This window comes from Streptomyces sp. TLI_053 (assembly GCF_900105395.1).
Lineage (GTDB): Bacteria > Actinomycetota > Actinomycetes > Streptomycetales > Streptomycetaceae > Kitasatospora.
Genome location: NZ_LT629775.1, coordinates 3,053,093 through 3,066,032 on the forward strand (window position 1 = coordinate 3,053,093; position 12,940 = coordinate 3,066,032).

Genomic DNA, 12,940 nt, shown 5'->3' on the forward strand with positions numbered 1-12,940 from the left:
CCGGCTCAAGCCCGGGCCAGCCGGTCGTAGAGCGCACCGAGGTCGGCGGCGACCCGGACGATGTCGTAGTGGCCGACCGCGGGCGGCCTGGGCAGCGGGTCGGCGCCGAGGTCGTCGAGATGGCGCAGGTCGCGCAGCGCGGCCGTGTAGGCGGCCGCCCCGGAGGGGATCCGGCGGGCCTGCGGGGCGGCGCTGGGCGGCAGTTCGTCCAGGGCCGGGCAGGCGCTGTGGCGCACCGGCAGGCCGGCCGCGAGCCCCTCCAGCACGCCGAGGCCGAAGGTCTCCTCGGTGGAGGGGGCGGCGAGCACGTCGAGTGCGGTGAGCAGGTCGGGGACGTCGTCGCGTTCGCCGGTCAGGACGAGGCGGTCGCGGACGCCGAGGTCGTCGGCCAGACGTTCCAGGGCGGCGCGTTCGGGGCCTTCGCCGATCAGCACCAGTCGGGCGGCGGGGTCCAGTGCGGCGAGTGCCTCCACCAGAACGGCGAAGCGCTTGCCGGGGACGAGCCGGCCGATCCCGCCGATCACCCAGGCGTGCGGCGGGAGGCCGAGTTCGGCGCGCAGGCGGGCGCGGGTGCCGGCCCGGTCGGCGGGCGGGTGGTGGTAGCGGGCGGCGTCGATGCCGTTCGGGATGAGTTCGACCCTGGCCGGCGGCACGCCCCAGGCGTGCAGGGTCTGGGCGACCTGCCGGGAGACCGCGACGGTGGTGGTGCCGAGGCGTTCGGCCGCCAGGTAGAGGCCCTTGACGCCGCGGGTGACCGGGCGGCCCTCGATCACTCCGGCGTGCAGCGAGTGCTCGGTGGCGACCACCGCCCGGACGCCGGCGAGCCGGGCGGCGAGCCGTCCGTAGAGTCCGGCCCGGTAGAGGTGGGTGTGCACCACGTCGTAGCGGCCGGCCCGGACCAGGCGGGCCAGCCGGGGCAGCGCGCCGAGGTCGCGGTTGCCGCGCATGCCGAGGTGGTGGACGGTGATGCCGTCGGCCCGCAGCGCGGCGGCCACGGTGCCGGGGTTGGTCAGTGCGAGGACTTCGCACTGCTGGTGGGCCGGCAGGTGGCGGAGCAGCAGGTGGAGCTGGCGTTCGGCGCCGCCGGAGGCGAGGCCGGTGACGATGTGCAGGATCCTCACGGCACCCTCCGGAGGCGTCCGGCGCGGGTGGCGAGGCGGTGGCGGCGGAGTTCGGTGACGGTGTCGCGCAGGCGGTGGCGGCCGCGTTTGGCGCGCAGTCGCCAGGCGCCGTCGCGGTCGCCGACGTAGCAGCGGGGCAGCGCGTACCGGCCGGTGAGCGGGGAGTGCGCGATGGCGCAGGCGTAGTCGTAGCCGGCGTCGCGGACGGCCAGGGTGGCGGCCAGGTCGACGGCTCCGTAGGGGTAGCAGAAGCCGGTGACGGGGCCGCCGACGACCTCTTCCAGGAGCCGTCGGCTCTCCCGGGTCTGGGCGGTCAGCACGTCGGCGGGGAGTCCGGGCAGGGCCTGGTGGCCGAGGCCGTGGGAGCCGATCTCCCAGCCGGCGGCGGCGAGGTCGGTGACCTCCTGCACGGTGAGCAGGGTCTTGCGGGGGCCTTCGCTGTCCCAGTCGTTGGCGCGGCCGAGCAGGTCGGCGACGACGTAGGCGGTGGCGGTGAAGCCGTAGGCCTGGAGGATCGGTACGGCGTGGCGGGCGAAGTCGGCGTAGCCGTCGTCGAAGCTGAGGCCGACCAGCCGGTCGGCCCGCCCGGCCGCCCTGGCCCGGATCAGCTCGCGGACCGAGACGCCGCGCTTGCCGCGCCGGTGCAGCCAGGCGATCTGCTCGGCGAACCGTTCCGGGCTGACGGTGAGCCGGTACGGGTCCTCCTTCTCGACGGCCACCGAGTGGTACATCAGGATCCACGGCGAGGTGGTCTCGGCGGTGGGGGCGTCGGTGAGGGGGCGGCGGCTCCTGGGCAGCCGGGCCGCCGGCCGGCGGGCGCCGGGGTACGGCGGGTCGGTGTGCGGCGCGTCGGCGCGCGGCCTGTCGGTGGCCGGCGCGTCGGCGCGCGGCCCCTCGGTGAGCGGCACGTCGGTGAGCGGCGCTTCGGTGCGCCGGCCGCCGGCCGTCGGCGCGGCCGGGCGGCGTACGCCCGGCGGGGCCGACCTGACGGTTCCCCGTTCAGCGTCCATGAGGAGGGTTCCCTTCATCGGCGACAGGTGACGGGTCGGGAACGGGTCCCAGGACCCGGACGGCGGCGCGGACCGGACCGCGCACCTCGTGGGCGCCGAGACCGGTGCCCAGGGCGGCGAAGGCCAGCGCGACGGTGAGGCCGCCGAGGACGGTGGAGAGCAGCGGGTCGGCGGTGAGGCCGGCCACCGGCGCGCCGAGGGCGGCGGCGCCGGCCGCGGCGGCGAGCAGCCGGGCCTGGCCGCCGAGGACGCGCCGCAGGCGCAGCGGGATGCCGCGCAGGACGAGGCCGCGCAGCAGCAGGGCGGCGGCGGTGGTGATGCCGGCCGCGTTGCCGGCGGCCAGGCCGAGGGCGCCGAAGCGGGGGGTGGCGAGCAGTCCGACGGTGACGGTGACGACGAGGCCGAGGGCCATCGCGGCGGCCGGGTACCAGTCGAGCAGTCGGCGGCCGCCGTCCTCGGGGCTGGGGTCGGCGGCCCGGCGGACCACCGGGCGCAGCGAGAAGTAGGGGCGGATCATGACGCCGATCAGTGCCTGGGCGAGCAGGCCGAAGCTGTAGACGCGGATCACGGCGGCGGTGGCGGCGGTGTCGGTGGGGCCGAAGGCGCCGCGTTCGAAGAGCAGGGCGACCACGGAGGGGGCGCAGGCCATCAGGAAGGCGGTGCCGAGCAGGACGACGGCCGCGGCCTGGCCGAGGTCCTTCTCGACCCGGTCGCGGGCGGCGGTGAGGTCTCCGGCGGCGAGGGCCCGGGCGACCAGCGGGAAGGTGACGGTGCAGATGAGGATCCCGGCGGTCATGGCGAGCTGGGAGACCTTGGCGGCGTAGTTGAGGTGGGAGATGGTGCCGGGCGGCAGTCCCGAGCCGAGGTAGCGCTCGATGAAGACCTGGGCCTGGCGGGTGAGGGTGAACGCGCCGACGGGGAGCAGCGCGAGCGGGATCAGGACCAGCGCGTTGCGGGAGCGACGGGCGCGGGCGGCGCGGCCGGGGCCGGTGCGCAGGGCGCGCAGGGACGGGCCGATCAGCAGGCCGGCCATGAGGAGGCTGCCGAGGGCGACGCCGATCGCGGCGGAGCGCACGCCCCACAGGGCGTGGCAGCTGAGCAGGACGACCAGGATGCCGAGGTTGTAGGCGACGTAGATGCCGGCCGGGGCGGTGAAGCGGTGGTGGGCGCGCAGGGCGGCGGCGAGGTAGCCGGCGACGCCGAACGGCAGCACCGTGATCGCGGTGATCCGGGTGCAGGTGACGGCGAGTCGGGGGTCGGCGAGGCCGGGGGCGAGCAGGTCGACGAGCTGGGGGGCGCCGAGGGCGGCGCCGAGGGAGAGGGTGGTGAGGGCGAGCAGCAGCCAGGGCAGGGTGGCCCGGACGACCTGGCGGACCGGGTCGGGGCCGTCGGGGCGTTCCTCGCGCAGGACCAGGGCGAGGGCGAAGGCGGGCACCATGAGGAAGGACATGGCGTCCTCGATCAGCAGGGGTGCGGCGGTCTCGGGGACGGTCCAGGCGACCAGGAAGGCGTCGGTGCCCTGGTTGGCGCCGAAGTAGCGGGCGAGCAGGAGGTCGCGGAGCAGTCCGAGGGCGGAGCCGGCGGCGCTGAGGACGGCGGTGACGCCGAAGGCCCGGGCGAGGAAGCGGCTGCGGGGGGCGGCGGCCGGTCCCGGTCCGGGCGGGGCGGGGCGGGGGGCCGGCAGGGTGGTGGGCAGCGCGGTCGGTCGGTCGGTCGTCATGGCGTGCCCGCCGGGGGTCGGGCCGCGCGGGCGGCGAGGCCGAGGACGACCGAGGTCAGCACCGTGGTGGTGCCGCCGATGTCGGCGTAGAGGAAGTCGATCAGGACCCAGGTGAGCAGGGCGAGGGCGGCGAGGGCGGGGCCGCGGCCGCGCGCGTGGCGCAGGCAGCCGAGCAGGAGGCCGAGGAAGAGCATTCCGTAGGCGACGATGCCGATCAGGCCCTGTTCGCTGAGGACCAGGAAGTACATGTTGTGCGGGGAGAGCAGGGGTTCGCGCTGGAAGCCGATGGTGGCGTCGGCGGCGTCGCTGCCGGAGGAGAGCCGGAGCGGGGCGTGGCTGTCGCGCAGTTGCTGGAAGGCCTTGGGGCCGGCGCCGGAGACGGGGTGGTCCTGCCAGATCCGGCCGGCGGTGGCCCACAGGTCGTAGCGGTCGGAGACCGACTGGTCGGGGGCGGCGGAGACGGAGCCGATGGAGCTGAGCCGGTCGGTGACGCCGGAGCCGCCGAGGCCGAGGCCGCCGACGAGGACGACGGCGGCGGCCGCGCCGAGCAGGGCGCCGCGGACGGCGAGCCTGGCGTCGGCGCGCAGCAGCAGGACGGTGGCGGCCGCGGCGGTGGCGATCCAGCTGCCGCGGCTGAAGGAGACGGCGAGCGGGAGGGCGAGGAAGGCGGCGGCGGCGAACATGGCCCGGCGCAGCCGGGGGTCGCCGTCGGGTCCGCGTTCGCCGAGGGCGAGGGCGAGGGCGGCGAGCAGGCCGTAGGCGACGACGGTGGACATCGCCATGATGTCGAGGGCGCCGAAGGTGCCGACGGCGCGGATCGGGCGGCCGGTGTAGGAGGCGCCGGTCCCGGTGAGGAACTGGTGGACGCCGACGACGCCCTGGATCAGCGCGGCGGCGACGAAGGAGCCGAGGACGAGGCGCTGGTCGGTGCGGTCGCGCAGGGAGCAGAGCACGGCGGCGGGGACGAGCACGAACACCTGGGTGAGCCGGACGAAGCCGGTGAGGCTGGTCGCCGGGTCGATGGAGCCGACGGTGGCGACGGCGGCGGCGGTCACGATCGCGCCGAACCGGACGGCGTCGGCGCGGCCGAGGGCGGGGGTGCGGCCGCGCAGCAGGTTGACGGCGGTGAGGGCGACCAGGGCGAGGGAGGCGAGGTCGGCGGCGGTGATGTGGACGGCGGCGGCGACGTCCTTCTCCCCGGTGGGGACGCAGACCAGCAGCACGGTGGCGGCGGCCAGCAGGGCTGGGCGTTCCTGGAGGACGCCGCCCGCACGCCGTAACAGCCGGGCGGGGTGCGGTGGTGCGGCGAGGGTCAGGGCCACGGCGTTGTTCAGCTCCCGTCCGGGTGGAGCATGAGGGCCGCGGTGCGGCACAGGATCTTGACGTCCTGCCAGAGGCTCCAGCTCTCGATGTAGCGGTTGTCGAAGCGGGCCCGGTCCTCGATCGAGGTGTCCCCGCGCAGGCCGTTGACCTGGGCGAGGCCGGTGAGGCCGACGGGGACGCGGTGGCGGTCCGCGTACTCGGGGTAGGCCTGGCTGAACCGCATGACGAAGTAGGGGCGTTCGGGGCGGGGGCCGACGAGGCTCATGTCGCCGCGGAGCACGTTCCACAGCTGCGGGAGTTCGTCGAGGGAGCTGCGGCGCATCAGCCGGCCGACGGCGCCCATCCGGTGGTCCTGGGAGATGTTCCAGCGGGTGGCGGACTCGTGCTCGTTGCTGGGCCGCAGGGTGCGGAACTTGAGGACGGTGAAGACCCGGCCGTCGAGGCCGGTGCGCTGCTGGCGGAAGAGGACGCCGGGGCCGGTGTCGAAGCGGACGGCGAGCGCGCAGAGGGCGAGTACGGGCGAGAGCAGCAGCAGGCCGGTCGCGGCGGCGGTGACGTCCAGGGTCCGCTTGGCGGCCCAGCCGGGGCGGCGGGTGGCGGCGCGGCCGACCCGCAGGCAGGGGTAGCCCCAGAGGTGGTCGGCGCCGGTGAGACGGCCGGCGGTGAGGGAGCCGTACTCGCGCAGGGCGGGGACCAGCCAGACCTGGCAGCCGAGGCGGGCGGCGTCGCGCAGGGCGGCGGCGGTCTCGGCCTCGTCGGCGGCGCCGGCGGTGGCGACCACGTGGTGGACGCGGTGGCGGCGGACTTCGCGTTCGAGTACTTCGCGGCCGCCCAGCACGGGCAGGTCGGTGTCGCCGGCGAGCAGCGGCGGGTCGGGGTCGAGGAAGCCGATCGGACGCATCCCGTACTCGCCGCGTTCGTTGAGGGCGGCGGCGACGCGGCGGCCGAGGCGGCCGGCGCCGAGCACCAGGACGGGGCTGGGGCGGCTGCGGCGGATCCGGCGCACCAGGTGGTAGAGCAGGGCGCGGCCGCAGACGGCGAGCAGGAGCTGGGTGCCGAGCAGGACGATCAGCCGGGCCGGGGTGGCGGGGCCGGTGTCGGGCCAGTGGCCTTCGAGGCAGCCGGCCAGGCTGATGGCGAAGGCGGAGGCGACGAGCGCCCGCGCGGTGAGGGCGGGCAGCTCGTCGAGGACGGAGAGGGTGAGGCGGGTGCGGTAGAGGCCGCCGGCCAGGTTGAGCAGGAGGAGCAGGGGCAGCAGGGCGGCGACGCCGAGCAGGGGTGCCACCCGGACGGCGGGGTCGAGGGCGCGGTTGGCGACGCCGGTGGCGGTGCAGAGGGCGAGGGCGTCGACGGCGACCAGGGCGACGGGCAGGGCGAGCCGGGCGCGGACCGGGCGGCGGTGCCGGCGGGCCGGGGCGGCGCTGCGGGTCTGGGCGGAGCGCGCCGGGCGGTCGAGCAGCCCGGTGGCGGGCCTGGGCGGGCCTGACAGGGACCGCCCGGGCCTTGGCACGCTGTCGTGGTCAATGGTCATCAGCGCACGAACTCCCCTGCTGTGTGCCCGGGGTGACGGCGGCCCGGCACCGGTTGGCCCGGAGCGGCCGTCCCGGCCCGGTGGGCGCGGTCCTGACAGCACCTGCTGCCGCTGGCGGCTTTCGATTTCCTCGCGAATTTCCGGCGTGAAATCGAAACGAAGCAGGCAAAATCAGACGTTACCGAACGCTGGCTTGAATGCTGGAAGTTGACTTGCCATTTCATTCCAGCCGCCCATTAATAGGTATTTCTGATTTCACCCCTCATCCACAACCGGTTGAGGGTGCGAATACGACGGCGCCGGATCGGCGGGTCATTCACGGCATGTGAAACGATCAGATCCGCTGCGGGACACGGGCGCGGCGCCGCCCGGCCGCCGGACCGGCCCCCAGCAGGTCGCGGTAGAGCGCGTCCACCTGTTCGACCACCGAGCGAACATCATGGCGGGCCGCGGCGTGCTCGCGCAGGCGCAGCCCGCGCCGCTCGCACTCGATCGGATCGGACAGCGCCTCGGCCATTCGAGTGACCAGCGCGTCCGCGTCGCCGGGCGGCACCACGGCGGACGCGCGTTCGACCGGCGGCAGGCACTCCCGCGCGCCCGGCACATCGGTCAGCAGCACCGGACGCCCGGAGGCCATCGCCTCCAGCGGGGCCAGCGCCATGCCCTCCCAGCGCGAGGGCAGTACCACCAGATCGGCCGCCGCCAGCCACGGCCGGGGGTCCGCGACGTCTCCCACCAGCCGGACCCGGGACGGCTCGGCGCCCTCCCGGACCGTCGCGGCCAGCCGGGCCTCCTCCGGTCCGCCGCCGACCAGCGCCAGCCGGGCGGCCGGCACCCGGCGCGCCACCTCCGGCCAGGCGGCGAGCAGCACGTCCTGGCCCTTCTGACGGCAGAGCCGGCCCACGCAGACCGCGAGCGGGGCGTCGAGCTCCAGACCGAGCGCGATCCGGGCCGCCCGGCGGTCGGCGGGCGCGTAGTGGCGCACGTCCACGCCGTTGGGCACCACCGCCCAGTCGGCGTGCAGTCCGGCCGCGATGCCGTCGGTCCGCTCCTGGACCGAGACGCAGAGCAGCCGGTGCGCCCAGCGGGTCGCGTACCGCTCCCAGCGCAGGGTGGCGGCGGCCAGCGCGCCGTCCACCGCGGCGAAGGACCAGGCGTGCGGCTGGAAGACCGTGGGCACCGCGCCGCGGACCGCCAGCCGGCCGGCCAGCCCGGCCTTGGCGCTGTGCAGATGGAGCATGTCGGGCGCGGCGGCCCGGACGATCCGGCGCAGCCGCCAGGCCTCGGCCGCGGTGGCCGGGCCGGGCGAACGGCCGGCGGGCCAGTCCTGGACCAGCGCACCGACCGCGGCGGCCTCCTCGGCCAGCCGGCCGCCGCGCGGACAGGCGACCAGCACCCGGTGGCCGGCCTCGCGCTGCCCCCGGACCAGGTCGACCACGACGCGGGCCACTCCACCGTCGACGGGTTGGGAAATGTGAAGGATCGTCATATGCACGGCGGCGAGCCTAGGGTGGCCGCACCGTGCCGCGGGGCCCCCGTCACCCGGAGGTGGCGGGGCGTCCACCCGTACGGCGCGCCGCTCGTACGGGTGGACGAACTCCTCGAATTCCTGGGCGAGCCGGCGGGGCGGGCGGGCCGACCCCGACCCGGGCCCGACCGAACCGGCCCCGGCCCGCGCCGGACCGGGGCCGCGCCTCCGGCGCTCGGGCTCAGCGCACCTCGGCGGCCAGGTTGGCGAGCACCTCGTCGTGGATCCGGTTCAGGCCCTTGGGCGCGAAGGTCCGCTCGAAGAAGCCGCCGATACCGGTCGCGCCCTGCCAGGTGGCCGTGACGGTGACCCTGGTCCGGCCCTCGCCGGCCGCCGCGACGGTCCAGGTGACCACCATGCTGGAGTTGGCGTCCTTCTCCACCAGCTGGTCCGGCCGCGGCGCCGAGACGGTGAGCAGGCAGTCGCGGATCCGCTTCTCGGTGGCCTGGAGCTTCCAGTGCACCTGGGTGCCCGCCCCGGTGCCGCCGACCCGGACCTCGTACTCGCTGTACTGCGCGGGCAGCAGCTTGGGGCGGATCACCTGGTAGTCGGCCAGCGCCTCGTACACCCGCTCGGGGGCCGCGTCGTAGACCCGCTCGGTGGTGGCCTGCACCTGTCCCATGGTCCTGCTCTCCTTCGTCGGTCGTCCGGCGCCGGGTTCCGTCCGGCCGGTGTCGCTCACCGGCAAGCCAATCACAGCGAACGGGGTGCGCCGGGCGGCGGCCTCCGCCCGCGCGCGGACGTTAGGGTGGCGGTTGTGCTCGAACAGGTGACAGCAGTGCGCTACGTCGACCCGCTGCGGGCCGGCGGTTCCGTGCCCGGCGTGGTGGAGACCGACGACCTGGGCACCTACGTGGTGAAGTTCACCGGGGCCGCCCAGGGCCGGAAGGCGCTGGTGGCGGAGGTGATCGTCGGCGAGCTGGCCCGGCGGCTCGGCCTGCGGGTGCCGGAGCTGCGGCTGGTGGACTTCGACCCGGCGGTGGCCGAGGACGAGCCGGACAGCGAGATCCAGGACATCCTGCGGGCCAGCCGCGGCGTCAACCTCGGGATGGACCTGCTGCCCGGCGCCCGCGACTTCCGGCCCGGCATGATCGACGTCGGACCGGCCGAGGCCGGCCGGGTGGTGTGGCTGGACGCGCTCACCGGCAATGTCGACCGGACGGTGCACAACCCCAACCTCATGGTCTGGCACGGCCGGCTCTGGCTGATCGACAACGGCGCCGCGCTGATCTTCCACCACCGCTGGTCCGCGGCCGGCGCCTCGGTCGGCAAGCGGTACGACCTGAGCGCCCACGCCCTCGGCGGTTACCGCCCGGACGTGCGGCTGGCGGACGAGGAGCTGGGGCCGCTGGTCACCGCCGGACTGCTGGAGCAGGTGGTGGCCCTGGTGCCGGACGCCTGGCTGGCCGACGAGCCGGGGTTCGACTCGGTCGGGGCGCTGCGCCGGGCCTATGTGGAGCACCTGGCGGAACGGGCGGCCCGTTCGGCCGAGTGGCTTCCGGAGGGGTTCTCGACCCCCGAGCAGCTGCTCGACGCGGAGCGGCGGCGGGCCGCGCGGACCAGGGCCGGACGGCCGGCCTGGCTGCGCGAGGTGCCGGACCTGCACGGCAAGCCGTCGGTGGAGACGGTGTGGGAGCAGCACGTCGAGTGACCGCCGGGCCGGCCGCGCACCCGGGCGCGCGTCCGCGGGCGCGCAGGACCCTGGCGCGCAGGACCCGGGCACGCGGACGGGGGCGGGACTCGTGTCCCGCCCCCGTCCGGCGACTCAGGGGTTCAGCAGCCGGTCAGCCGTGGCTCAGCGCCACCACTGGACCGCCTTCTCGGCGTTGATGATGCCCGCGCCGTAGAAGCCGTTGTCGTCCGCGCCGCCCTCGCAGGTGGCGGCCCAGGTGCCGGTGCCGCCCGGGTTGTACGGGCCCGACGGGCAGGCGTGCGACTCGGCCTGGTTGGTGAGCAGCTCGGTCAGCTCCTCGGGGCTGGCCCACGGGAAGGTGCCGGCCAGCAGCGCGAGCACACCGGCGGCGTGCGGGGAGGCCATCGAGGTGCCCTGCATGTAGCCGTAGCCGCCGCCCGGGATGGTGGACAGCACGCGGCCGTTCTTGTCCGGGGTGTTCGGGACCTGGTAGATGCGGTCGCCACCGGGGGCGGCCACGGTGACCTTGTTCTTGCCGTAGCTGGAGTAGTACGACTTGTCGCCGTTGACACCCACGGAGGAGACCGAGACCACGCCGTCCAGCTCGGTCGGCAGGTTGAGGCAGTCCTGGGTGATCGGGCGCTCGACCGGGGTGGTGTCGTCCGGGCTGGCGACGTCCTTGGTCTTGTGCGCCAGGTCGATGTTCTCGTTGCCCGCGGCGGCGACGTTGAGGACACCCTTGCGCTGCGAGAACTCGACGGCGCGGCGGACGGCGGTGGTGATCGCCGCCTGGTCCGCGTCGTTCTGGCAGTTGAACATCCACGGGTCGACGAAGTAGCTGTTGTTCGTGACCTTGAACTTGTGCTCACCGGCCCAGACGAAGCCGCAGATGGCGTACTCCGGGTAGATGAAGCCGCCGTCGTCGACGACCTTCACCGCGGCGAGCTTGACGTTCGGGGCGATGCCCTCGATGCCCTTGCCGTTCTTGGCGGCGGCGATGGTGCCGGCCACGTGGGTGCCGTGGGCGCCGTCGACGCCCGGCTGCCACGCGTCCCAGGCGGTGTTCGGCTTGCCGCCGTCGATGCAGGAGACCGACTGCGAGGCGTCGACGTTGGCGGCGAGGTCCTCGTGGGTGCCGTCGATGCCGGAGTCCAGCACGCCGACGGTGACCTTGTTGCTGCCGAGGGACAGCTTGTGGGCCTTGTCGACACCGATCTGACGCATGTCCCACTGGTTGGCCCAGTAGGGCTCCTCGCCGGCGGCGGGGGCGGCGGTCGGGGCGGCGGCGACCTCGGCGACCTTGTCCTCGGAGGCGGTGATGCCCTTGGTGCGGCTGGCGCCGACCGACTCGACGGCCTTCGCCTTGCGCAGCTTGGCGGCGAACTGGGTGTCGGTCGAGCGGGCGATCACCACGCCGATCTGCTCGTAGGAGTAGACGACGGTGCCGCCGAGGGCCTTGACCGCGGTCTCGACCTTCTGGACCTGGCCGTGGTTGGCCTTGGTGTTGACGACGTAGCTGAGCAGCGGACCGGTGGTCGTCTCCGCCCCGGCGGCGAAGGCGCTGCCGGCCGGGAGCGCGAGGGCTCCGGCGGTGGCGAGGACGACGCCCACCGCCGCGATCCGGGTCCGGCTGATCCGAGGAACACTCATAGGGGTTGGCCCTCCCGAGTCGTCATGCTGCAGCTGCGGTTGGCAGATGCGCTTGGAATGATCGGGACGCTAGTGAACAAGTGTTGCAATCCGCAAGAGGTAGACATCTAATCGTCACAAGTCGTCCACCGGCGGAAGGTATGACTCCGGTCCTGCTGGGCAGGGGCGACCGATCAAATGATCGGAAAAGACGCAGACCTCGCTGGCGGGGATCCTAGTCAGCCGCACCGACGGGGGAACAGGCATCCGGGGCGGCCGAAAGCGGCCAGTGGCGGATGGCCGCCACGACGGCGCGGCGGATACTCAGATCGCGTACAGTCGACGGGCATTGTCGGCCGCCACCAGCCGGGCCAGCCGCTCGGCGTCGGCCGCGGTGCAGGCGCCGTCGGCACGCCAGCCGGCCAGCAGGGAGCCAAGGCCGTGGCGGAACTGCGCCGCGCCGACCAGGTGGAGCTCCGGCAGGCCGTAGCCGTCGGTGGAGAACAGCAGTTTGCCGAACGGCGCCAGCTCCAGCATCTCGCCGAGCACCGCCGACGCCCGCGGGCCGACGTAGGAGGCGGTCAGCCCGAGGTCGGTGTACACCAGCGGGAAGGCCTGGGCCAGCCAGGCGGCCTGCCGGTGGTAGGGGTAGCCGTGCAGCAGCACCAGCGGGACGCCCGACGGCTCGGCGGCCCGCACGAAGTCGGCGAGCAGTGACGGGTCGGCCCGGTGCAGGGTGAGATCGGGATCGCCGAAGCCGGTGTGCAGCTGGAGCGGCAGCCGCAGCCCGGCGCAGACCTCCAGGGCGGTGTGGAGCAGTTCGTGCAGCAGGACCGGGTCGGTCAGCCGGCCGCCGCCGGCGTGCTCCCGGGCGGCGGCGGCCGCCGTCACCTCGGCCGGGGAGGGCCGCCGCGCGGGCACCGCGAGGCCGGCCCGGTAGGCCACCACCGACTTGAGCGCGACGGCGCCGGCGGCCGCGGCGGCCAGTGTCTCGCGCACCGCCCGCGCCCAGTCGCCGGGCGGAGCGGTGACGGCCTCGGCGACCGGCTCGATCCGGACCACCTCGCGCACCCGGGCGCCGGCGGCCCCGGCGAACCCGTCGAGCGACAGCAGCGGGCGGCCGGCGGCCTCGGTCAGCCCGGTGTCCACCAGGCAGGTGTCCAGTCCGGCGGCGGCCAGCAGCAGCCGGGTGGCCTCGGGGGCGCCCAGCTCGCGCCGCCGGGCCAGGTACTCCTCGGCGGGCGCGTGCGCGGGCAGCCCCAGCGCGGGCGGGCACCAGCGGCGGACGGCGAGCCCGAGCGCGCTGTCGAAGGGCGAGGTGCCGGGCGCGGGCGGGCGGTCGGACTCGGTGAGCAGCCCCGCCAGGGCGTCGTCGTCGAGCTCGGCCGTCACCACGCTGTGGCAGTGGTGGTCGACCAGCGCGGGGACGTCCGGCGGGGGCACCG

General features: G+C 75.3%; 10 protein-coding genes. 1 reads left to right on the plus strand and 9 read right to left on the minus strand.

The window, feature by feature from the left end; translation table 11 throughout:
- Positions 1 to 5: 5 nt before the first annotated feature.
- The 7 genes from BLU95_RS11900 to BLU95_RS11930 all read right to left on the minus strand — a co-directional run bounded on the left by BLU95_RS11900 (position 6) and on the right by BLU95_RS11930 (position 8,855).
- Positions 6 to 1,121 (minus strand): glycosyltransferase, encoded by a 1,116-nt coding sequence (locus BLU95_RS11900; protein ID WP_093859998.1) that lies wholly within the window; start codon positions 1,119 to 1,121, stop codon positions 6 to 8.
- Positions 1,118 to 2,131 carry a polysaccharide deacetylase family protein gene (locus BLU95_RS11905; protein WP_231978528.1) on the minus strand — a complete coding sequence of 338 codons (1,014 nt, stop codon included), beginning with the start codon at positions 2,129 to 2,131 and terminating at the stop codon, positions 1,118 to 1,120. The genes BLU95_RS11900 and BLU95_RS11905 overlap by 4 nt, the downstream gene beginning before the upstream one ends.
- Positions 2,121 to 3,851: a lipid II flippase MurJ gene (locus tag BLU95_RS11910; protein WP_093859999.1), complete on the minus strand. Its 1,731-nt coding sequence runs from the start codon at positions 3,849 to 3,851 to the stop codon at positions 2,121 to 2,123. The genes BLU95_RS11905 and BLU95_RS11910 overlap by 11 nt, the downstream gene beginning before the upstream one ends.
- Positions 3,848 to 5,173: an O-antigen ligase family protein gene (locus BLU95_RS11915; RefSeq protein ID WP_093864814.1), complete on the minus strand. Its 1,326-nt coding sequence runs from the start codon at positions 5,171 to 5,173 to the stop codon at positions 3,848 to 3,850. The genes BLU95_RS11910 and BLU95_RS11915 overlap by 4 nt, the downstream gene beginning before the upstream one ends.
- A gap of 8 nt (positions 5,174 to 5,181) precedes the next feature.
- Positions 5,182 to 6,705, minus strand: a complete 1,524-nt coding sequence (locus BLU95_RS11920) for an exopolysaccharide biosynthesis polyprenyl glycosylphosphotransferase (protein WP_093860000.1) — start codon at positions 6,703 to 6,705, stop codon at positions 5,182 to 5,184.
- A 334-nt stretch (positions 6,706 to 7,039) separates the two neighbouring features.
- Positions 7,040 to 8,194 (minus strand): glycosyltransferase, encoded by a 1,155-nt coding sequence (locus BLU95_RS11925; protein ID WP_093860001.1) that lies wholly within the window; start codon positions 8,192 to 8,194, stop codon positions 7,040 to 7,042.
- Between the two features lie 220 nt (positions 8,195 to 8,414).
- Entirely contained in the window at positions 8,415 to 8,855 is a 441-nt protein-coding gene (locus BLU95_RS11930) for an SRPBCC family protein (RefSeq protein WP_045941742.1), read from the minus strand.
- 135 nt (positions 8,856 to 8,990) lie between these two features.
- Here BLU95_RS11930 and BLU95_RS11935 point away from each other — a divergent pair, with 135 nt between their 5' ends.
- On the plus strand, positions 8,991 to 9,884 hold the full coding sequence (locus tag BLU95_RS11935; RefSeq protein ID WP_030398292.1) for a HipA family kinase: 894 nt from the start codon (positions 8,991 to 8,993) through the stop codon (positions 9,882 to 9,884).
- Positions 9,885 to 10,028: 144 nt separating this feature from the next.
- On the opposite strand, the gene BLU95_RS11940 is transcribed toward BLU95_RS11935, so the two are convergent.
- Complete coding sequence (locus BLU95_RS11940; protein ID WP_093860002.1) at positions 10,029 to 11,516, minus strand: S8 family peptidase; 1,488 nt, start codon at positions 11,514 to 11,516, stop codon at positions 10,029 to 10,031.
- Between the two features lie 303 nt (positions 11,517 to 11,819).
- Positions 11,820 to 12,938, minus strand: a complete 1,119-nt coding sequence (locus BLU95_RS11945) for an amidohydrolase family protein (RefSeq protein WP_197698752.1) — start codon at positions 12,936 to 12,938, stop codon at positions 11,820 to 11,822.
- Positions 12,939 to 12,940: the final 2 nt, after the last annotated feature.

What these genes read in the sequence shown, in the direction of transcription:
- BLU95_RS11920 (WP_093860000.1), bottom strand. Translation starts at nt 6,705, where the DNA reads ATGACCATTGACCACGACAGCGTGCCAAGGCCCGGGCGGTCCCTGTCA.
- BLU95_RS11925 (WP_093860001.1), bottom strand. Translation starts at nt 8,194, where the DNA reads ATGACGATCCTTCACATTTCCCAACCCGTCGACGGTGGAGTGGCCCGC.
- BLU95_RS11930 (WP_045941742.1), bottom strand. Translation starts at nt 8,855, where the DNA reads ATGGGACAGGTGCAGGCCACCACCGAGCGGGTCTACGACGCGGCCCCC.
- BLU95_RS11905 (WP_231978528.1), bottom strand. Translation starts at nt 2,131, where the DNA reads ATGGACGCTGAACGGGGAACCGTCAGGTCGGCCCCGCCGGGCGTACGC.
- BLU95_RS11910 (WP_093859999.1), bottom strand. Translation starts at nt 3,851, where the DNA reads ATGACGACCGACCGACCGACCGCGCTGCCCACCACCCTGCCGGCCCCC.
- BLU95_RS11940 (WP_093860002.1), bottom strand. Translation starts at nt 11,516, where the DNA reads ATGAGTGTTCCTCGGATCAGCCGGACCCGGATCGCGGCGGTGGGCGTC.